Below are 18,178 nucleotides of genomic sequence, written 5' to 3'. Positions count from 1 at the left end.
CGCGGGGGCACGCGGGACGGACGACTCAGACGCCGAGCGTCCGGCGCGACCAGGAGATGCCGAGCGCCTGCAGGACGGTCCCGGGCTCGCGCGCGGTGGCCTCCGAGTAGGCCCGCAGGGACAGCACCGACGCCGTGAGCATCGTGGTCATCACCTGGCGCGCCAGGTGCGCGTCCTGGCTGGCCTCGTCGAGCAGCTCCTGGACGATGGTGGAGCGGATCCCCAGGTCCGGTTCGGAACAGGCGGTCAGCAGTGCGATCGTCATGGCTCCGGCGTCGTTCTGCATGAGGTACCCCCAGGTCGTCGACGCTGACCCTCCCGGTGTACCGCACGCCGTGTCAGCACGCGAGCGGGGCGGCCTCGACGGTCGCGGGCCGAGACCGCGCCTGACCAGGCCTTCTGCTGCGGCGCGCCAGCCGCTACGATCGGCGCGCGGCGGCCACCGTGACCGCCGGGACGACGACGGGGTGTGTGTGGCACGGACGGACCAGACCGAACGCAGGCGCGGGGGACGGTTCGTCCGCCGCACGATGACGACGCTGCTCGTGGCGGGACTGGCGCTGGCCGGCCTCGTGGCCGTGCCGGCGGGTGTCGTCCCGGCGGCCGCCGCGGGCGGGATCACCGAGGAGTCCCACGCGCGGTACGTGGTGTCGAAGAAGGGCAAGGTCACCGCCACGGTGACGACCACGATCACCAACGTCACCCCCGACCGGGGCAACACCTACTACTACTGGGACGCCTACGGCATCGGCGTGCCGTCCAGCGCGAAGAACCTCCGGGCGAGCAGCGGCGGCGTCGACCTGAGGATCTCGACCGTCGACTCGGAGGACCCGAACATCCGGTGGGCGACCGCCGGGTTCTCCCCGCTGCGGTACGGCCGGTCGCGCACCATCGAGTGGACCTACACGATCGCCGGCGACCCGATCCGGTCGGACCGCTGGGCGCGGGTCGGCCCGGGGTACGGCACGTTCGCGGTCTTCGCCTACGGCGACGAGGGCAGGACCAGCGTCGAGGTCGACGCCCCGAGCTCGATGACGTTCGACGCCACCGCACGCTTCACCCCGGACACCGAGGGCAAGCGCACCGTGTACTCCCTCGACGACCACATCGAGGACGTGGGCACCTGGGCGGTGGTGTCCCTGCGTGACCACGAGCGCTCCGACGAGCGGGAGATCGAGGTCGGGGACACCAGCCTGACCCTGCAGGCCTTCCGCGGTGACGACGCGTGGCTCTACTTCGCCGCCGACCGGGTGTCGCAGGGGCTGCCGGTGATCGAGGGGCTGACCGGATCCGACTGGCCGGGCGACATCGAGGTCATCCGCGAGGACGTCTCCCCCCAGGTGCTCGGCTACGCCTGGTACGACGAGACGGGCCGCGAGATCGTCCTCGCCGAGGACCTCGACGAGGCCACGCTGTTCCACGAGCTCGGGCACGCCTGGTTCAACGAGGACACGGTGCGCGAGCGCTGGCTGTCCGAGGGACTCACCGAGGTGACCGCCTTCCGCGTCATCGACTCCCTCGACGGCAAGGGCACCCCGCGCAAGGCGCCGAAGCGGGACGCCCAGGGGGCCGTGGCGCTGAACAAGTGGTCCGACGGAGGGAACGTCGCGCGCGAGGACTACGGGTACGCCGCCTCCTACACGGTGGTCGAGAAGCTGCTGGGCGACCTGGACGACGAGACGTTCACCGAGGTGGTCCGGTCAGCGGTGGCCGGCGAGAGCGCCTACGAGCCGGCGGGCAGCACCGAGCACCGCTTCGGCACGGTCGACTGGAAGCGGTTCCTGGACCTGGCCGCCGAGCGCGGCGGGGTGGACGGCACGAAGGTCTTCCGGCAGTGGGTGGCGACGGGACCCCAGAAGAAGCAGCTCGCCGAGCGTGCCGACGCCCGGGCCGAGTACGAGCGTCTCGACACCGCCGACGGCGACTGGGCCGCCCCGTACACGCTGCGCCGCGCCATGACGGTCTGGGACTACGACGAGGCGGGAGAGGTGTTCGAGGTCCTCGACCCGCTGACCGTGGAGGCGTCGGCCCTGCAGGAGGCCGCCGCACGCACGGGCCTGGGCGTCCCGGACAGCATCCGGGCCGCTTACGAGGACGCCGGGTCGGTCTCGGACCTCACCGAGGTGGGCGACCTGCTGCCCCGGACCACGGACACCCTGGAGCAGGTGCACGCCGCCACGGAGGCGGTCGCCGCCGACCGTGACCCCGTCACCGAGCTGGGCGAGCGCGTGCTCGCAGCGGAGGCGTCGGCGGCCGAGGCCGCCGAGGCGCTCGCGTCGGGGGACCTCGAGAGGGCGCAGCTGGCCGCCACCGAGACCACGGAGCGGGCCGACCGTGCGCTGTGGGTCGGGATCGCGCTCGTGATCGGTGCCCTCGTGGGACTGGCCCTGCTGGTGCTGGTCCCGTGGCTCGTCGTCCGGCGACGACGTCGGCGGCCGGCGGCCGTGCTCACGGAGCCCCGGGTCGTCGCCGTCGTGGCCGCGCCCGGCGTCGACGGGGACCGGGACGGCACCGACGGCCAGGGGACGGACGCCGAGCGCGTCCCCGCGGAGCCCTCGGTGTCCTGATCGGGACCTTCGGCCCCGGGGGCGGGACCATGGGCCCGCAGGTCAGGGCCGTTGCACCCTGCCCCCGGGGGCACGGGACCGCGAGTCTGGTGCTGACACCGGGAACCGCCCGGTGCCCAGGACCGGAGTTCCCGGTCGAAGGAGGAGATCGTCATGACCACCGCCTCCGCGCACCAGGCATCGACCCCCACCGTGCGCGAGACCTCGCTCTCACCGGCCGCGGCGTACACGTTCGCCGTCGTCCGGCTGCTGCTCGCCGTCGAGTTCCTCTGGGCCTTCTTCGACAAGACCTTCGGTCTGGGCGTCGCCACGCCCGCCGAGCGGGCCTGGATCTCGGGCGGCTCGCCCACCACCGGCTACCTCAGCAACGCCGAGGGGACGTTCGGCGACTTCTTCAGCTCGCTCGCGAACAACGTCTTCATCGACTGGCTGTTCATGCTCGGGCTGCTCGGCATCGGCCTCGCGCTGCTGCTCGGTATCGGCATGCGTGTCGCCGCCGTCTCCGGCGCGATCCTCATGCTGCTCATGTGGCTCGCCTCGCTGCCGCTGGAGAACAACCCGTTCGTCGACTACCACCTGGTCGACGCCGTCCTGCTGGTCGGCCTGGCCGCCATCCTCGCCGGCGACACGCTCGGTCTCGGCAAGCGCTGGGGCTCCACCGAGCTGGTTCAGCGTCTCCCCTGGCTGCGCTGACGTCGACTGCGTAGCGTAGAGCCATGGGCGAGCCGAGTGTGCGGGTCTTCCTCGTGGACGATCACGAGATCGTCCGTCGCGGTGTCGCCGACCTCATCGAGGCCGAACCGGACCTCGAGGTGGTCGGCGAGGCCGGCACCGCCGCCCAGGCCCTCGCACGCATCCCCGCTCTCACCCCGGACGTCGTCGTGCTGGACGTGCGCCTGCCCGACGGCGACGGGGTGACCGTGTGCCGGGAGCTGCACTCGCGCATGGACGTGGCCTGCCTCATGCTCACCTCGTTCGACGACGACGAGGCGCTGTTCGACGCGATCATGGCCGGTGCTGCCGGCTACGTGCTCAAGCAGGTCCGCGGGACCGACATCGTCGCCGCGATCCGCACGGTCGCGGCCGGGGGTTCCACGCTCGACCCCCGCACCACCGCCGCGGTGATGCAGCGCATGCGGGCGCAGGACCGCCACGACGACGACCCCTTGGCCGGGCTGACCGAGCAGGAGCAGCGGGTCCTCGCCCTCATCGGGCAGGGGATGACCAACCGGCAGATCGGTGCCGAGCTGTACCTGGCCGAGAAGACCGTGAAGAACTACGTCTCCAGCATCCTGGCCAAGCTGGGGCTGGAACGCCGCGTGCAGGCCGCCGTGCTCGCCACCCGCCTCGAGGACCGGCACTGATCACCGTCTGAGCGGCACCCGCCAGCGGACCGTCGTGCCGCCCGGGCCGGTGTCGACCTCGAACGTCCCCCCGAGCTCGGCCGACCGCTCCTCCATGTTCCGCAGGCCGCTGGGGGCGGCGTCGTCCGGGATGCCACGTCCGTCGTCGCGCACGACGAGCCGGAGCGACTCGATCGCGTCGACCGAGACGTCGACCCGTCCGGCGTGCGCGTGCCGGGCCACGTTCGACAACGCCTCGCGCAGCACGGCCACGAGGTGGTCCGCGACGACCGCCGGCACCACCGTGTCGATCGGGCCGGACATCCGCAGGGCGGGATGGAATCCCAGCGTCCGCGCGGCCGCGTCGCACTCGGCGATGAGCCGGGCCTTGATGCCGGCCCGACGGTCCTGCGCCTCGGGCTGGTGCAGGCCGTGGATGGTGGTGCGGATGAGGCTGATGGTGTCGTCGAGGTCGTCCACGGCACGTCCCACGCGGTCGGCGTCCTGGTCGAGACCGTCCCGCTCCAGCCGGCGCCCGACCGCCTCCAGGCTCAGCCCGGTGGCGTACAGCCGCTGGATCGCCAGGTCGTGCAGGTCGCGCGCGATCCGGTCGCGGTCGCGGATCACCGCGAGGCGTTCCCCGTCCCGACGACGTTGCGCCAGCTCGAGCGCGACGGCGGTCTGCGCCGCGAAGGCCTGCAGCGAGTCGATGGCGACGCTCGAGAACGGCGGGGTGTGGCGTCGCCGGCCGACGGTGAGGATGCCGATCGTCTCGCCCGGCCCGCCCAGGGGTACCGCGGCCAGCGGGCCGACGACGTCGACCGGCCGGAACGCCGGGGTGGTGCGGTCGTCGGTGGCCGCGTCCGCCGTCGTCACGGGCTGGCCGGAGACGTAGGCGTCGGCGGCGAACGTGCCACGCGTCGGCAGGGCCGTGCCGACCAGGCCGTCGACCCCGGCGCCGCAGGCCGAGCGGATGACGAGCTGGTCGGCGTCGTCGGCGCGGATGGCGAGCACGGCCGTGTCGGCCTCCGCCACGTGCATGGCCTCACGGGCGACGACGTCCATCACCGAGTCCGGCGACGAGCCCGAGGCGATCTCCCGGGAGATCTCGTGGTTGCCCCGCGCCCACCGTTCGCGCAGCCGTGCCGCGGAGTACAGCCGTGCGTTCTCGACGGCGACGCTGGCCGCGGCCGCGAGCCCCTCGGCCAGGTGCTGGTCGCGGTCGGTGAACTCCCCGCCGCCCTGCTTCTCGGTGAGGTACAGGTTGCCGAAGGGCCGTCCGCGGACCCGCAGGGGGACGCCGAGGAACGACCGCATGGGCGGATGGTGCGGGGGGAACCCGACCGACCGGGGGTCGCCGCGCATGTCGGCCAGGCGGAGCGACTCCGGGTGCCGGACCAGCTCCCCGAGGAGGCCCTTGCCCGTCGGGTAGGGGCCGATCGCGCGGATCTCCTCGGGGGTGAGCCCGACGGTGAGGAACCGCGCGATCCGTTGGTCCTCGCCGAGGATCCCGAGCGCGGCGTACCTCGCGTCGACGACGTCGGACGCCGTCTCCACGAGGCGCTGCAGCGTGGTCTCGAGGTCGAGACCCCTCCCGACCGAGACCACGGCCGCGAGCAGGCGGTCCACGTCGTCGTCGTGCACCTGTTCACCGTAGCGGGACCAGGGCTGTCCGGCCCGGGACCTTCGGCCTGCCAGGGGGAGGCGAGAGGCACTGCCGGGCGGCGGTGCGTCCGTGGCCTACTAGGGGCAAGACCAAGGAGGTCGTCATGAAGAGCACACGAGTGATCGTCGGCATCGACGGTTCGATCGCCGGTGAGCAGGCCCTCGACTGGGCGGCCGCCGAAGCCGTACGCCGACAGGGAACCCTGACCGTGGTGAGCGCGTACACCGTTCCGACGACTCCGGCCGAGCCGGGCTTCGGCCTCGGGGAGCAGGCGATCCGCGAGCGGGCGGAGGAGGGGATCTCCCGGGCCGCGGAACGGCTGGTCGAGCTCCGCGAGCACCGGCCCACCGCAGCCCCCGTCGCGGACGAGGTCTCGTGGGAGGTCGTCTCCGGCACGCCGGCCGGCGTGCTCGTGGGCCACACCGGTCCCGAGAGCGTCGTCGTGGTCGGCCAGCGCGGCCTCGGCGGCATCGACCGGGTGGTGCTGGGATCCGTCTCGTCCGCCGTGGCGGCGATGGCGCACGGATCTGTCGTCGTCGTCCCGACCGACCCGGTCGCGCAGCACTCCGTCACCCCGAGCGACAGCGTCGGCCCGATCTGGCGGGTCGTGGCCGCCGTCGACACCGACGAGCAGGCCGACCGCGTCCTGGAGCAGGCGTTCGGGGAGGCCGACTGCGCCGCGGCGCCGCTGCTCGTGGTGCACGCCGTGCACCCGGACTTCATCGCCGGGCCGTACGCCATGGCCAGCGCGCTCTCGCAGGAGTACCGGGACGAGGCCATGAAGGCGATGACGGACATCATGTCGCGCTGGACCGACAAGTTCCCGGACGTCGAGGTGTCGACGGAGGTCGTCACCGGGGTGCCGATCGACGTCCTGCAGCAGCGGCTCAACCGGCACGACCTCGCCGTCGTCGGCGGACGCAAGCACTCGCCGATGGTCGGCCGGGTGCTGGGGTCGATGCCCGACCGGCTGGTGCGGCACGCACCCTGCCCGGTCCTGATCGCCCACGAGCCCGCGTAGGACCCGTGGGACACGTCCCGTCCGGCCGTCTTCCCCCGACGGCCGGGCGGGACGCTGCTGTGTGCAGGCCCGGTCGACCAGCGCCGACGTCTCAGTCGTGCAGGATCCGCTGGAACAGGACGTGGTCCTGCCAGGCGCCCGCGATCTGCAGGTAGCGCGGGGCGTAGCCGATCTTCTCGAAGCCGGTCCGGGCGAGCACGCCCTGCGAGTCGTGGTTGTGCGGCAGCGTCGCGGCCTGCAGACGGTGCAGACCGACGGCGTCCCGTGCATGGGTGACGAGCGCCTCGACGGCGGCGGTCATCACGCCGTGTCCCGTGACGGCGCCGGCGAGCCAGTAGCCGAGGTGGGCGTTGCGGAACGGGCCGGCCACGACGTCGCTCAGCGTGACGCGGCCGACGACCTCGCTGTCGCGCGCCAGGACGCACGGGACGGTGCGGCCGGCGCGGTGCGCGGCGAGCTCGTCCGGGACGGTCCGCGCGTGGTGCTCGGGGGTGAAGTACGACTCCGGCCGCTCCGGTTCCCGGTCAGTTGTCCTCGGAGCGCAGGCGCGGTTCGGTGCGTAGCTCGGGCCGGACGCCCGCCTTGTCGGCGTAGAAGGCGCGGATCCGGTCCATGTCCATCGTGACCTCGCCGGTCAGCTCCATGGTCGGGCCCAGACCCGTGGTCATCGTGGTCCGGTCGACGTACCCCAGGGTGATGGGCAGGTCCGCCTCGCGGGCGATCCGGTAGAACCCCGACTTCCAGCCGTTGCCCGAGCGGGTGCCCTCGGGTGTCACCACGAGGTGGAAGGTCTCCCCGGCCGCGACCCGGTCGACGATGTCGTCGACGACGCGCGACGGGTCCCGGCGGTCCACCGGGATGCCGCCCAGGGCGCGCATGATCGGTCCCCGCCACCCGGTGAACAAGGTGTGCTTGCCCAACCAGCGCACGTCGATCCCCAGCCGCCAGGCGATGGCGAGCATGAGGACGAAGTCCCAGTTGGAGGTGTGCGGGGCGCCGATGAGGATGCCGGTCCGGTCGGGGGCCGGTTCGGTCTTCAGCCGCCACTGGCTGATCCGCCAGTACAGACGCGCGATGCCGCGACGGAGCGAAGTGAGCACGCGACGATCCTACGGCGTGCCACGACCGCCCGTGCGGACGGGTTCGGTGCCATCATCGGCGGTATGGCGAGCGCGGAGCAGGGCTGGTCCGAGGTCGACGCCTACCTGGCCGGCGAGCTCGTGGAGGAGGACGCGGCGCTCGTCGCCGCGCGGGACCGCGGGCGGCAGCGCGGTCTGCCCCCGATCGAGGTCACGGCGACCCAGGGGGCGTTCCTCGCGCTGCTCGCACAGGTCTCCGGTGCCCGGCGGGTGCTGGAGATCGGCACGCTCGCCGGCTACTCCACCATCTGGCTCGCCCGCGCGGTGGGGGGAGCGGGGCACGTGACGACGGTGGAGCTCGACCCGCGGCACGCCGAGGTCGCGCGGGAGAACGTCGACCGCGCCGGCGTCGGCCCGCTGGTGCGTATCGAGGTGGGGCGCGCGCTGGACGTCGTGGCACGCCTCGCCGACCGCGGTGCGGAGCCGTACGACCTCGTGTTCGTCGACGCCGACAAGGCGAACATGCCCGCCTACCTCGAGCTGGCGCTGCGCGTGACGCGGCCCGGCAGCGTCATCGTGGGGGACAACGTGGTCCGCCGGGGAGCCGTCGTCGACCCGGAGGACGACGACCCGGACGTCGTCGGGGTGCGGGAGTTCCTGCACGCCCTGGGGAGCGACCCGCGGCTGACCGCGACCGCGCTCCAGACGGTCGGGGCCAAGGGGTGGGACGGGTTCGCGATCGCGCGCGTGACCTGAGCGGTGTGAGGTTCCGGACAGGCCCCGGGGGCGACGGGGGCGGCCGGGCGCACCTGTCAGGGGTGCTGTGGGGGGACACTGGATGACAGCACCGTCCACCACCAACGAGGAGCTCTTCGTGCACCAGGGAACCGTCCGATGGTTCGACGCCGACCGAGGGTTCGGTTTCATCGACCGAGGGAACGACGCCGACGACCTGTTCGTGCATGCGTCCGAGATCGTCGGCGGTGGCACGGGACCGAAACAGCTCCGCGAGGGGCAGTCCGTCGAGTTCGAGGTGGGCGAGGGTGACCGGGGCCCGCAGGCGCGCCGGGTCCGTGTCACGGGCGACCAGCCTGCCGATGCGCCGCTGGGCGTGCTCGGCACGGTCAACTGGTACGAGCCGACCAAGGGCTACGGCTTCGTCACGCCTGACGGCGGTCGTGCCGAGATCTTCGTCCACAGCTCGGCCATCGTCACCGGCGGCGTCATCACGGAGGGGCAGCGCGTGGCGTTCCTCGTCGTCGAGGGGGAGAAGGGGCCGCAGGCGGACCACCTGCTCCCGCTCGCGGCGGAGGCCGCGAAGCCGGCCTCGGACGGTGCCGACGGCACCGTGTCCTTCTTCGACGAGGCCAAGGGCTTCGGGTTCATCGCTCCGGACGCGGGCGGCGAGGACGTCTTCGTCCACGTCAAGGCGCTCGGCCGGGGGACGTCCGAGCTCGCCGAGGGCGCGCGGGTGACGTTCGACGTCGTCGACGGCGACCGGGGGCCGAACGCCCGCAACGTCCAGGTCGTGCGGGGCGCGGGGAGCGGGCGTGACGTGGCGGGCCGCGGACGACCGGGCCGTCCGCCCGCATCCCGCGGGCCGGTGCGGGGAGGCGAAGGGACCGTCGCACGGTACGACGCGGACCGCGGCTTCGGGTTCATCGCGCCCGACGACGGCGGCGAGGACCTGTTCGTGCACGTGTCGGTGGTGCGGGGCGCCGAGATGCTGGAGGAGGGCGACCGGGTCCGGTTCACGGTGCGCCAGAGCGACCGGGGACCGCAGGCGGACCGCGTCGAGATCGTGTGAGCGCGGCGGCAGGTCCGAGCACCGCCGCCGCCCTCGCCCCGACTCCTCAGCGCCCGCGCAGCTGGTGGAACATCGGGCAGTCGAACGGGTCGCGGGCCTGGAGGCCCACCCGGTTCAGGTAGCGCACGACGATGCCGTAGGAGGCCACCAGGCTCGTCTCCGTGTACGGGATGCCCAGGTGCGCACAGTGCTCGCGGACGATCTCCCGGGCCCGGGCCAGGTGGGGGCGCGGCATGGAGGGAAACAGGTGGTGCTCGATCTGGAAGTTCAGGCCGCCCATGAGGATGTTCATCCACCAGCCGCCGCGGATGTTGCGCGAGGTCAGCACCTGCTTGGACAGGAAGTCCAGCTTGCTGTCCGCGGGGATCAGCGCCATGCCCTTGTGGTTCGGGGCGAACGAGGCGCCCATGTAGACGCCGAACACGGCCATCTGCACACCGAGGAACGCGAAGGCCAGCCCGACGGGCAGGAACACGAACAGCACCGCGAGGTACAGGCTCAGGCGCAGGCCGATCACGACGAGCTCGTTGATACGGGCGCGCAGGGTGTCCGGCCTCCCGGTGAAGAGGGACCGGATCGAGGTGACGTGCAGGTTCACGCCCTCGAGGGTGAGGAGCGGGAAGAACAACCAGCCCTGGTAGCGGTTGACCAGCGCCAGGAAGCCCTTCTGCTCGCGGGCCTGCTCCTCGGTGAACGCGATGGTGTCCATCGCGATGTCCGGGTCCTTGCCGACCTTGTTCGGGTTGGCGTGGTGGCGCGTGTGCTTGGACATCCACCAGGAGTAGCTGATGCCGGCCACCCCGTTGGCGAGGATGCGCCCGACGCGGTCGTTGACCGGTCCGGAGGCGAACACCTGCTTGTGCGCCGCCTCGTGCGCGACGAACGAGAACTGGGTCAGGACCAGGCCCAGCGCACCGGCCATGAGGAGCTGGAACCAGGAGTCACCCAGGAGGACGGAACCCGTGACGATCCCGCCCAGCGCGGCGGTGAGCACGCCGAGGGTCCACAGGTAGTAGCGGGGTGTCCTGCGCAGCAGACCGGCGTCCCGGACGGTGCGGGACAGGGCGGCGTAGGTGCTGGTGACAGGGTTGTCGGCGCGCAGTGCGGCGGAGGTCATGGACGTCCTCGTCGTCGGGGGTGTCGACTTCTCAGCCGCGGTCGTGAGGTGATGCCTGTGATGTGAATGGCTTCACACTAGGGGGTCGGCCGTACCGGGGGAGCAGACGACTCGTGAACGAACGGTGCACGTCCGTCCCGTATCAGCGTCGGTGCGGTGTCGCTCTCCTCCGGTAGATGGTGCTCGACGGCCCGCCGGGCCGTCCGTCGATCGCGTCGGAGCGGATCATGTCCGAGGTCGAGGGCTCGCCGAGGAGCCCGCTGTCGCTCGTGCGCGACGCGGTCACCGTTCACGCGGTGCCGCAGGTCAGGTCGCGAGCACGCGAGCTGCACGGCGGCTTCGTCGATCTGTGCGACCGCCGCTGGCTCCCGATGCACGGGCTGGCCTGGGCCGTCACGGCGGTCGTTCTGGTCCTCCTGCTCCGAGCGACCCACGTCGTCCCGGTAGATCCGTGGGTCTCGGTGGTGGCGTTCGGCAGTGCGGCCACGGCGGTCGTGCTCTTCTTCGTCAACCGCGCGACGGGGCACCACGGCGTGCGCCCCGGATCGATGGCCGCGCTGTCCGCCCTCTGGTTCATCTTGTGGATGGTCTACGGCGTCGCGGCGCTCGTGGGGTCGGGAACGTCCTTCGCCCGGGCGGGGGAGCTCGTCTTCTGGATGACCTGGGACGCCTTCCCGCTCGACGTGCCGGCCACGCTCGGGTGGGAGCAGCCCGTCACGGGTTACGAGTTCGACGTGGGCCTCGCGCTGGTGATCGTGCGGGCGTTCGTGATCTTCGGCGTGCTGCGGTTCCTGCTGAGCATCGTCGAGCACGACGTCGACAAGAAGCAGCACGGCCCCGCGCCGGCGCACACCTCGTCGAACGGGGGTGCATCGACGGGAGCAGGTCCGTCCGGTGCGGCCGAGGAGCCGGTCCCGCGCCGCCGGACCCCGTGGTGGGTCTGGCCCGCCGTCGTCGCGCTGGCGGTCGCCTTCGGCGGGGGAGCGGTGTTCGGCGACACCGTGGAGACCAAGGACCGGGGTGCGCTCCGGGCCGGAGACTGCCTCGACCTGACCGAGCCCGAGGCCCCGGAGGCAGCTTTGGGGCAGGTGGGTGTGCTCGACTGCGACGAACCGCACACGGGTGAGGTGGTCGAGACGGGGGCCTGGCCCGTGCTGGTGCTGGACGACGCTCCCCGGGATCCCGTCGAGTACCCCGGTGAGTCGGAGCTGGCCAGGCGCGCCACCGCGTCGTGCCGCCAGCAGGACCTGTCGGTCGAGGGCGGGTATCGCGTGGACGTCGTCGCGGTGTACCCCACCGCCGCCGCCTGGTACCAGTTCGACGACCGGGCGTTGGCCTGTCTCGCCTACGTGACGTCGGGCTACGCCGGGTCGGCCGAGGGTTCTCAGGAATGGGCCCCGGTCCCGGTCACGGGGTCGCTGGCGGATGACACCGTGGCTGTGGTCGATACCCCGACGGACGGATGACAGGTCTGTGCGCGACCTGTTCCCCTTGTCAGGAGCAGCCACGGCTGGTGGGCTGGAACCGGGCCGCGTGCGAGAGACCGGCTCGCGGCCGGGAGGCACGCATGACTGTCGGACCGTGGCACGTCGGACTGGCCGGGATGTCGATCATCGGGGTCTCCTTCGGGTTCGCCCGTTACGGCTACGGACTGTTCGTCCCGGTGTTCGAGGACGAGTTCGGCCTGTCGACCGAGACGCTCGGACTCGTCTCGGGTGGTAGCTACGCGAGCTACCTGCTGGCACTGCTGGCGGGCGGCGTGCTCGCCGCCCGCTTCGGCCCGCGGCTGCCCGTGGTCCTGGCCGGGGCGTGCGCGACCGTCGGGATGACGCTCATCGCCCTGGCCCCGCACGCCGGTGTGATGGCGACGGGTGCACTGCTCGCCAGCACCAGTCCGGGGTGGGCGTGGGCGCCCCTGTCGGACGCCGTCTCCCAGCTGGTCCGTCCGCGGAGCCGGGACCGGGTCCTGTCCGTCGTGAGCACCGGAACCGCCGTCGGGCTGGCCGTGGCGGGACCTGTCGCGCTGGTCGCCGGTGGGTCCTGGCGTCTCGCGTGGATCGTCTTCGCGGCCCTCGCCCTCGGAAGCATGCTGTGGAACGCGCGGCTGCTGCCCACCCAGCCCTACCGGCGGACGGCCACCCGACGTCGGGCCGGTGGGCCGGGCTGGCGGTGGTTCGTCAACGGTGACTCGTGGCCGCTCCTCGCGGTGGCGCTCCTGTTCGGGGTGTCGAGCGCGTTCTACTGGACGTACGCCGCCGATCTGGCCCTGGACCGGGGCCTGCCCGAGTCCACGCGGTCGGTGCTGTGGGCGTGCGTCGGCGTCGTCGGGGTGGTCGGCCTCGTCACGGGCGACCTGGTGAGGCGGTTCGGCCTGCGGCGGATCCTGTTGCTCGCACTGGCTCTGCTGGCCGGTGCCATCGGGCTGCTCGGGCTGTTCCCGGGCACCTGGTCGGGGGTCGTGGCCTCCGGTGCGCTCTACGGGCCGGGCTTCATGATGATGTCGGCGCTGCTCGCGGTGTGGAGCGGGCACGTCTTTCCCGAGCGACCCTCCGCCGGCTTCAGTGCGACGCTCCTCGCGTTGGCGGTCGGTTCGATCATCGGCCCCGCGGCGCTGGGACTTCTCGCGGGGTCGACGGACATGGCCGTGCAGTTCCTGGTGGCCGCCGCCGTCACGGTGGTGGGCATGGCCTGCGCCGTCCCGGCGACCAGGCGGACTGCGTCGATGTGAGGCGCTTCACCGTCGGCGAACATGTCCTCCGACCTGTGGGAATATCGCCGCTCCGTGCAAGGTTGAGTGAGGCAGACTCAACTTCGTCCCTCTCGACTGGACAGCCGCCGGGCGGCGTCTTACGTTGAGTGCAGACGACTCAACCCCCGCACGAACAAGGAGTGCCAACATGTCCCGAGCTGTCGGAATCGACCTCGGCACCACCAACTCGGTGGTCGCCGTCCTGGAGGGTGGCGAGCCCACCGTCATCGCCAACGCCGAGGGCGCCCGCACGACCCCGTCGGTCGTCGCGTTCTCCAAGACCGGCGAGGTCCTCGTCGGCGAGGTCGCCAAGCGCCAGGCCGTCACCAACGTCGACCGGACCATCTCCTCGGTCAAGCGCCACATGGGCACCGACTGGTCCACCGAGATCGACGACAAGAAGTACACCGCGCAGGAGATCAGCGCCCGCATCCTGGGCAAGCTGAAGCGCGACGCCGAGGAGTACCTGGGCGAGCCCGTCACCGACGCGGTCGTCACCGTCCCGGCGTACTTCAACGACGCCGAGCGTCAGGCCACCAAGGACGCCGGTCAGATCGCCGGCCTGAACGTCCAGCGCATCGTCAACGAGCCGACCGCCGCCGCGCTGGCCTACGGCCTCGACAAGTCCAAGCAGGACGAGCTCATCCTGGTCTTCGACCTCGGTGGCGGCACCTTCGACGTCTCCCTGCTCGAGGTCGGCAAGGACGACGACGACTTCTCCACCATCCAGGTCCGCGCCACCTCCGGTGACAACCGCCTCGGCGGCGACGACTGGGACCAGCGCATCGTCGAGCACCTCATCAAGCAGGTGAAGAACACCGAGGGCGTCGACCTGTCCAAGGACAAGATCGCCCTGCAGCGCCTGCGCGAGGCGGCCGAGCAGGCCAAGAAGGAGCTCTCCTCCGCGACGAGCACCAACATCTCGATGCAGTACCTGTCGATGAGCGAGAACGGCCCCGTCCACCTGGACGAGAAGCTGACCCGCGCGCAGTTCCAGCAGATGACGCAGGACCTGGTCGACCGCACCAAGGAGCCGTTCCACGCCGTCATCCGCGACGCCGGCATCTCCGTCTCGGAGATCGACCACGTCGTGATGGTCGGCGGTTCGACCCGGATGCCGGCCGTCGCCGACGTCGTGCGCGACCTGACCGGCGGCAAGGACCCGAACAAGGGTGTCAACCCGGACGAGGTCGTCGCCGTCGGCGCCGCGCTGCAGGCCGGTGTCATCGGCGGTGAGCGCAAGGACGTGCTGCTCATCGACGTCACCCCGCTCTCCCTCGGTATCGAGACCAAGGGCGGCGTGATGACCAAGCTCATCGAGCGCAACACGGCCATCCCGACCAAGCGCAGCGAGATCTTCTCCACCGCCGAGGACAACCAGCCCTCCGTGGCGATCCAGGTCTTCCAGGGCGAGCGCGAGTTCACCCGGGACAACAAGCCGCTGGGCACCTTCGAGCTCACCGGCATCGCCCCGGCCCCGCGCGGCGTCCCGCAGATCGAGGTCACCTTCGACATCGACGCCAACGGCATCGTGCACGTGTCCGCCAAGGACCGCGGCACCGGGACCGAGCAGTCGATGAAGATCACCGGTGGCTCCGCGCTGCCGCAGGAGGACATCGACCGCATGGTCAAGGACGCCGAGGAGCACGCCGAGGAGGACAAGAAGCGTCGCGAGGAGGCCGAGACCCGCAACCAGGCGGAGTCCTTCGCCTACTCGATGGAGAAGCAGATCGCGGACAACCGTGACAAGCTTCCCGCCGACGTCGTCTCCGAGGTCGAGGGCGACATCGCCGCGGTGAAGACCGCCCTGGAGGGCGAGGACGCCGAGGCGATCAAGTCCGCCTACGAGAAGCTCGGTGCCTCCTCGCAGAAGATCGGCGAGGCGCTCTACTCGGCCGAGCAGGCCGCGGGTGCGGACGCCGGCACCGCCGGCACCACGGCGGGCGACGCGCCGTCGTCGGAGTCCGAGAGCTCCGACGAGGACGTCGTCGACGCCGAGATCGTGGACGACGAGGACGAGAAGAAGGACTCCCAGTGACGTCCGACGAGACGCAGGGCACCCCCGAGCCGCCGGAGAACGGCGGCTCGGGGGACTCCCCCTTCCACTTCACGGACAAGCGCAAGGTCGACCCCACCACCGGCGAGAAGCGCGAGACGCCCGAGGGCGCCCCCGAGACCGACGAGGCCGCGGCGTCGTCCGGCGAGGGCGACCCCCTGGAGGCGCTCGACTTCGAGCCGGTCGGCGAGGCCGCCGAGGACTCCGAGCTGCTGCAGGCCAAGGCCCAGGCGGCCGAGAACCTCGACGCGCTCCAGCGGGAGCGCGCGAGCTTCACCAACTACCGCAACCGGGCGCTGCGTGACCAGGAGGCCGCGCGGACCCAGGGCACGCAGGACGTGCTCGCGGCGCTGCTGCCCGTGCTCGACGACATCGAGCGGGCCAAGTCGCACGGCGAGCTGTCCGGCCCGATGGCGGCGATCGCGGAGAAGCTCGACGCCTCGCTCGGCAAGTTCGGCATCGAGCGGTTCGGTGCCGTGGGCGAGGAGTTCGACCCGACCGTGCACGAGGCGCTCATGCACAACACGGACGCCGAGGCGACCGCCACCACGGTGAACCTGGTGGTCGAGCCCGGTTACCGCATCGGTGACAAGGTGGTCCGCGCCGCCCGCGTGGGCGTCGTCGGACCGGAGTAGCCGCACGACGCCGGCTTCGTTCGGCAGTTCGTGCCTCGTTCGGCAGCCTGAGCTGCCGAACGAGGCACGAACTGCCGAACAGCGGCCGCGGCTCGTGCACGTGCAGCAGAAAGGAACGTCGTGACCGGCCAGGACTGGATCGAGAAGGACTTCTACGCCGCGCTCGGCGTTCCCAAGGACGCCGACGAGGCGGCCCTGAAGAAGGCGTACCGCAAGCTGGCGCGCCAGTACCACCCGGACCAGAACCCGGGTGACGCCGCCGCCGAGGCGCGGTTCAAGGAGATCGGCGAGGCCTACGCGGTGCTCTCCGACCCCGAGCAGCGGAAGCAGTACGACGCGCTGCGCTCCATGGCCGGCGGCGGCGCCCGGTTCGCCGGAGCGCCCGGTGCGGGTGGCGGCCAGGCCGGGTTCGAGGACATCTTCAGCTCCATGTTCGGCGGCGGTGCCGGCCGGGCGGGCGGCCCCGGAGGCCCCCGGGTCCAGTACCAGCAGACCGGCGGCGGCTTCGAGGACATCCTCGGATCGATGTTCGGCGGGGGCGCGGGCGGACGCCCGGCCGGGTTCGGCGGGCCCCAGCGCCAGAAGGGCGCCGACGTCGAGACGCGGGCCACGCTGCCCTTCCGCGCGGCGGTCGAGGGCACGACGGTCGAGCTGACCGTCGACGGCCGGAAGATGACCGCGCGGATCCCCGCCGGGGTCCACGACGGCCAGAAGATCCGGCTGCGCGGCAAGGGCCGGCCCGGCATGAACGGTGGCCCGGACGGGGACCTGCTCATCAAGGTGCACGTCGAGTCCCACCCCGTGTACGCGATGGACGGCGCGAACCTGCGCATGACGCTGCCGGTGACCTTCGCCGAGGCGGCGCTCGGCACGACCGTCGAGGTGCCCACGCTGTCGGGCGAGACGGTGCGTCTCAAGGTCGCCGCGGGCACGCCGTCGGGCCGCGTGCTGCGGGTCAAGGGTCGTGGCGTGGCGACGGCGAAGCGCACCGGCGACCTGCTGGTGACGATCCAGGTCGTCGTGCCGCAGAAGCTCAGCAGGTCGGCGAAGCAGGCGCTGGAGGAGTTCGCGGCACAGGTGGACACCGGCGACGTGCGCGCGGAGCTCGGCGCCCAGGCCGCCCAGTAGGCACGCACCGGTAACCTCAGGGCGCGAGGGAGGTCGAGATGGTCACCGACGACGCACCGGTGCTGACGGTCTCGCAGGCCGCGCAGCTGTCCGGCATGCACCCGCAGACGCTGCGCCAGTACGACCGGCTCGGTCTGGTCGTGCCCCGGCGCGCCCGCGGGCGCGGGCGCCGCTACTCCCGGCGCGACGTCGCCCGGTTGCTCGAGGTGCAGCGCCTCGCCCAGGAGGAGGGCATCAACCTCGCCGGGATCAAGCGCATCCTCGACCTCGAGCACCAGGTCGGCCAGCTCGAGCGACGGCTCTCCGAGCTGGCGGGGCTCATCGCCGCGCGGGACGAGGCGGAGGGTCGCGTCTTCGCCGCCGGCACGGGTGGTGACGTCGTCGCGGTGCCGCTGGGCCGCCGCGTGCGACGCTCGGAGCTGCGGCTCGACATCGACCCGCGGCGGGAGCGGGGCGGTGCACTGGTCCTGTGGCGTCCCTCGCGCGACCGCGGGTGAGGCGACGGCGCCGACCGCGGAATTTGGAAATGCCGTCCTTTCGCAATTCACGAATCGCTCGGTAAGCCTCCCCTGATCTTTCGAGGTCGCCTTTGGTTTCTCGGCAGGAATGTCGAGACGCGCCTATCATCGAAATGGTTCGGCGATGATCCAGCGACCCGAGGAGCGGCCATGACCACGCTGATGGAGATGCCCGAGGTCACCGAGTGTTCGGTGGAGGGCTGCAGCTACAACCACGACCACGACTGCCACGCGGGTGCCGTCACGATCGCCGGGGTCCCCGGTGACGCCGCCTGCGCCACGTTCATCCCGCTCGGCACCAAGGGCGGGCTCGACAAGGTCGTCGCGCACGTCGGCGCCTGCCAGCGCATCGACTGCGTCCACAACAAGGACCTCGAGTGCGGCGCCTCGGCGATCCGCGTCGGGTCCGGTCCGCAGGACGACCACCACGCCGACTGCCTCACCTTCACCGAGGCCTGAGCACGCCGCGCAGCACGACCAGAGCCCCGGACG

Annotated in this window: 17 protein-coding genes and 1 pseudogene; 13 read left to right on the top strand and 5 right to left on the bottom strand. The window is 71.9% G+C overall.

Annotated elements, in window-relative coordinates; genetic code table 11:
* Positions 1-25 precede the first annotated feature (25 nt).
* On the bottom strand, positions 26-265 hold the full coding sequence (locus tag Q6349_RS13990) for a hypothetical protein (protein ID WP_246246830.1): 240 nt from the start codon (positions 263-265) through the stop codon (positions 26-28).
* Between the two features lie 208 nt (positions 266-473).
* On the opposite strand from Q6349_RS13990, the gene Q6349_RS13985 reads away from it, so the two are divergent.
* The 3 genes from Q6349_RS13985 to Q6349_RS13975 all read left to right on the top strand — a co-directional run bounded on the left by Q6349_RS13985 (position 474) and on the right by Q6349_RS13975 (position 3,931).
* Positions 474-2,567 (top strand): hypothetical protein, encoded by a 2,094-nt coding sequence (locus Q6349_RS13985; RefSeq protein WP_304604602.1) that lies wholly within the window; start codon positions 474-476, stop codon positions 2,565-2,567.
* A gap of 153 nt (positions 2,568-2,720) precedes the next feature.
* On the top strand, positions 2,721-3,260 hold the full coding sequence (locus Q6349_RS13980) for a hypothetical protein (RefSeq protein WP_304604601.1): 540 nt from the start codon (positions 2,721-2,723) through the stop codon (positions 3,258-3,260).
* 23 nt (positions 3,261-3,283) lie between these two features.
* Positions 3,284-3,931: a response regulator transcription factor gene (locus tag Q6349_RS13975; RefSeq protein ID WP_304604600.1), complete on the top strand. Its 648-nt coding sequence runs from the start codon at positions 3,284-3,286 to the stop codon at positions 3,929-3,931.
* On the opposite strand, the gene Q6349_RS13970 is transcribed toward Q6349_RS13975, so the two are convergent.
* Positions 3,932-5,554 carry a GAF domain-containing sensor histidine kinase gene (locus tag Q6349_RS13970; RefSeq protein ID WP_304604599.1) on the bottom strand — a complete coding sequence of 541 codons (1,623 nt, stop codon included), beginning with the start codon at positions 5,552-5,554 and terminating at the stop codon, positions 3,932-3,934.
* Between the two features lie 125 nt (positions 5,555-5,679).
* Between Q6349_RS13970 and Q6349_RS13965 the strand changes: the two genes are divergently transcribed.
* Positions 5,680-6,597 carry a universal stress protein gene (locus Q6349_RS13965; protein WP_304604598.1) on the top strand — a complete coding sequence of 306 codons (918 nt, stop codon included), beginning with the start codon at positions 5,680-5,682 and terminating at the stop codon, positions 6,595-6,597.
* A 91-nt stretch (positions 6,598-6,688) separates the two neighbouring features.
* Here the strand turns inward: Q6349_RS13965 and Q6349_RS13960 are convergent.
* Positions 6,689-7,084 (bottom strand): annotated as a pseudogene (locus tag Q6349_RS13960) (GNAT family N-acetyltransferase); the annotation flags it as partial.
* A gap of 37 nt (positions 7,085-7,121) precedes the next feature.
* Positions 7,122-7,697 carry a 1-acyl-sn-glycerol-3-phosphate acyltransferase gene (locus Q6349_RS13955; protein WP_171248374.1) on the bottom strand — a complete coding sequence of 192 codons (576 nt, stop codon included), beginning with the start codon at positions 7,695-7,697 and terminating at the stop codon, positions 7,122-7,124.
* Between the two features lie 63 nt (positions 7,698-7,760).
* Here Q6349_RS13955 and Q6349_RS13950 point away from each other — a divergent pair, with 63 nt between their 5' ends.
* Entirely contained in the window at positions 7,761-8,432 is a 672-nt protein-coding gene (locus Q6349_RS13950) for an O-methyltransferase (protein ID WP_304604597.1), read from the top strand.
* 82 nt (positions 8,433-8,514) lie between these two features.
* Positions 8,515-9,483 carry a cold-shock protein gene (locus Q6349_RS13945; protein WP_370375623.1) on the top strand — a complete coding sequence of 323 codons (969 nt, stop codon included), beginning with the start codon at positions 8,515-8,517 and terminating at the stop codon, positions 9,481-9,483.
* A gap of 46 nt (positions 9,484-9,529) precedes the next feature.
* Here Q6349_RS13945 and Q6349_RS13940 read toward each other — a convergent pair whose 3' ends face one another.
* Entirely contained in the window at positions 9,530-10,600 is a 1,071-nt protein-coding gene (locus tag Q6349_RS13940) for an acyl-CoA desaturase (RefSeq protein WP_304604596.1), read from the bottom strand.
* Between the two features lie 227 nt (positions 10,601-10,827).
* Here Q6349_RS13940 and Q6349_RS13935 point away from each other — a divergent pair, with 227 nt between their 5' ends.
* The 7 genes from Q6349_RS13935 to Q6349_RS13905 all read left to right on the top strand — a co-directional run bounded on the left by Q6349_RS13935 (position 10,828) and on the right by Q6349_RS13905 (position 18,145).
* Positions 10,828-12,066 carry a septum formation family protein gene (locus Q6349_RS13935; protein WP_304604595.1) on the top strand — a complete coding sequence of 413 codons (1,239 nt, stop codon included), beginning with the start codon at positions 10,828-10,830 and terminating at the stop codon, positions 12,064-12,066.
* A 101-nt stretch (positions 12,067-12,167) separates the two neighbouring features.
* On the top strand, positions 12,168-13,328 hold the full coding sequence (locus Q6349_RS13930) for an MFS transporter (RefSeq protein WP_304604594.1): 1,161 nt from the start codon (positions 12,168-12,170) through the stop codon (positions 13,326-13,328).
* A gap of 169 nt (positions 13,329-13,497) precedes the next feature.
* Positions 13,498-15,387, top strand: coding sequence for a molecular chaperone DnaK (gene dnaK, locus Q6349_RS13925; protein ID WP_304604593.1), 1,890 nt, complete (start codon positions 13,498-13,500; stop codon positions 15,385-15,387).
* The gene (gene grpE / locus Q6349_RS13920) at positions 15,384-16,040 is read left to right on the top strand and encodes a nucleotide exchange factor GrpE (protein ID WP_304604592.1); all 657 of its coding nucleotides are present in this window, start codon (positions 15,384-15,386) and stop codon (positions 16,038-16,040) included. The genes dnaK and grpE overlap by 4 nt, the downstream gene beginning before the upstream one ends.
* 120 nt (positions 16,041-16,160) lie before the next feature.
* Positions 16,161-17,168 (top strand): DnaJ C-terminal domain-containing protein, encoded by a 1,008-nt coding sequence (locus tag Q6349_RS13915; RefSeq protein ID WP_304604591.1) that lies wholly within the window; start codon positions 16,161-16,163, stop codon positions 17,166-17,168.
* Positions 17,169-17,206: 38 nt separating this feature from the next.
* Positions 17,207-17,665 (top strand): heat shock protein transcriptional repressor HspR, encoded by a 459-nt coding sequence (locus Q6349_RS13910; RefSeq protein ID WP_171248365.1) that lies wholly within the window; start codon positions 17,207-17,209, stop codon positions 17,663-17,665.
* 171 nt (positions 17,666-17,836) lie between these two features.
* The gene (locus Q6349_RS13905; protein ID WP_304604590.1) at positions 17,837-18,145 is read left to right on the top strand and encodes a DUF1540 domain-containing protein; all 309 of its coding nucleotides are present in this window, start codon (positions 17,837-17,839) and stop codon (positions 18,143-18,145) included.
* Positions 18,146-18,178 lie beyond the last annotated feature (33 nt).

This window comes from Isoptericola sp. 178 (assembly GCF_030586525.1).
GTDB lineage: Bacteria > Actinomycetota > Actinomycetes > Actinomycetales > Cellulomonadaceae > Isoptericola > Isoptericola sediminis.
This window is presented reverse-complemented; position numbering and strand designations above follow the sequence as displayed.

What these genes read in the sequence shown, in the direction of transcription:
- Q6349_RS13930 (WP_304604594.1), top strand. Translation starts at nt 12,168, where the DNA reads ATGACTGTCGGACCGTGGCACGTCGGACTGGCCGGGATGTCGATCATC.
- Q6349_RS13940 (WP_304604596.1), bottom strand. Translation starts at nt 10,600, where the DNA reads ATGACCTCCGCCGCACTGCGCGCCGACAACCCTGTCACCAGCACCTAC.
- Q6349_RS13965 (WP_304604598.1), top strand. Translation starts at nt 5,680, where the DNA reads ATGAAGAGCACACGAGTGATCGTCGGCATCGACGGTTCGATCGCCGGT.
- Q6349_RS13945 (WP_370375623.1), top strand. Translation starts at nt 8,515, where the DNA reads ATGACAGCACCGTCCACCACCAACGAGGAGCTCTTCGTGCACCAGGGA.
- dnaK (WP_304604593.1), top strand. Translation starts at nt 13,498, where the DNA reads ATGTCCCGAGCTGTCGGAATCGACCTCGGCACCACCAACTCGGTGGTC.
- Q6349_RS13905 (WP_304604590.1), top strand. Translation starts at nt 17,837, where the DNA reads ATGACCACGCTGATGGAGATGCCCGAGGTCACCGAGTGTTCGGTGGAG.
- Q6349_RS13950 (WP_304604597.1), top strand. Translation starts at nt 7,761, where the DNA reads ATGGCGAGCGCGGAGCAGGGCTGGTCCGAGGTCGACGCCTACCTGGCC.
- Q6349_RS13975 (WP_304604600.1), top strand. Translation starts at nt 3,284, where the DNA reads ATGGGCGAGCCGAGTGTGCGGGTCTTCCTCGTGGACGATCACGAGATC.
- Q6349_RS13980 (WP_304604601.1), top strand. Translation starts at nt 2,721, where the DNA reads ATGACCACCGCCTCCGCGCACCAGGCATCGACCCCCACCGTGCGCGAG.
- Q6349_RS13935 (WP_304604595.1), top strand. Translation starts at nt 10,828, where the DNA reads ATGTCCGAGGTCGAGGGCTCGCCGAGGAGCCCGCTGTCGCTCGTGCGC.
- Q6349_RS13990 (WP_246246830.1), bottom strand. Translation starts at nt 265, where the DNA reads ATGACGATCGCACTGCTGACCGCCTGTTCCGAACCGGACCTGGGGATC.
- Q6349_RS13910 (WP_171248365.1), top strand. Translation starts at nt 17,207, where the DNA reads ATGGTCACCGACGACGCACCGGTGCTGACGGTCTCGCAGGCCGCGCAG.